Below are 976 nucleotides of genomic sequence, written 5' to 3' on the forward strand. Positions count from 1 at the left end.
GCCGGGCGGCCCGGTGCTGGGAGTCCTGCCCGACGCCGACTACCCGGAAGAAACCTTCACACTGGACAAGGACGCCGCGCTGGTCATGGTCACCGACGGCGTGGTCGAAGGACCAGCCCTGACACTGGACGCCGGACTGGAGCGAGCCGGAAAGCTGGCCGCCCAAGCCGTCCATGACGGGCTGAACGCCGAGGAGACCGCCGACCTCATCCTCGACGACGCGGTCGCAGAAAACCATCTCGACGACGTGGCCGTGCTGATCATCCGACGCACATGACAGCATCCACGGCCTCGTCACCAACAGAGCGCCAAACTCCTGGAGTTACGCCGCATCGGGCCAATCACCCTAGCCCAGATCCTGGTCAGCTGGTCGCTCCCAGGCTGCTTTCGCCGATGTCGCATCGATCCCAGCCTTCGGGCCTGACCAGTAGGCAACGGCTCAACCGGGCCAGCGACCGCAAACTGAACCGAGCAATGCACACGATCACCTTGATCAGGATGCGACTCGATTTTGCCACGGATCCATACGTCGCCCGCTGCATCGCCCAAAGGAAAAAGTCCCTCTCAATGCGCGACGCTGCCTCAAGCGCAACATCTGCCGTCAGATCTTCAAGGTCCTCGAGCGAGGGAACCAGTCGCACGTCGAAGGGTTTCCTCGAGCGGCTTGACACGACGTAGCAGCCTCGGGGTGCGGCGATCGGCGCCGGACGGCCGCCGCGTGCCCTCTCACGACGAGTGCACCACCGCGTCCAGGTGCGGCAGGTAGTGGTCGAGCCGTTCCCGCTTGGTGCGCAGGTAGGTGATGTTGTTCTCGCACGCCGGTATCAGCAGCGACACCTGCTTGTCGACCTTGATGCCGTGCCGCAGCAACGCCTCTCGCTTGCGCGGGTTGTTGGAGAGCAGACGCACCGACCGCACCCCGAGATCGTGGAGGATCTCCGCCGCCACCTGGTAGTCGCGCGCATCCACCGGCAGG

2 protein-coding genes and 1 pseudogene are annotated in these 976 nt (G+C 64.9%); 1 reads left to right on the top strand and 2 read right to left on the bottom strand.

Going from position 1 to position 976, the window contains the following annotated elements; translation table 11 throughout:
- On the top strand, positions 1-277 hold a 277-nt coding region (locus ADL25_RS11650), incomplete at its 5' end, for a SpoIIE family protein phosphatase (protein ID WP_159044913.1).
- A gap of 85 nt (positions 278-362) precedes the next feature.
- On the opposite strand, the gene ADL25_RS11655 is transcribed toward ADL25_RS11650, so the two are convergent.
- Together ADL25_RS11655 and ADL25_RS11660 are read right to left on the bottom strand one after the other, a co-directional pair.
- The gene (locus ADL25_RS11655) at positions 363-641 is read right to left on the bottom strand and encodes a hypothetical protein (protein WP_059127617.1); all 279 of its coding nucleotides are present in this window, start codon (positions 639-641) and stop codon (positions 363-365) included.
- Positions 642-726: 85 nt separating this feature from the next.
- Positions 727-976 (bottom strand): annotated as a pseudogene (locus ADL25_RS11660) (GTP cyclohydrolase II); the annotation flags it as partial.

Origin of the sequence: Streptomyces sp. NRRL F-5122 (assembly GCF_001507435.1) — a bacterium.
GTDB lineage: Bacteria > Actinomycetota > Actinomycetes > Streptomycetales > Streptomycetaceae > Streptomyces > Streptomyces lannensis.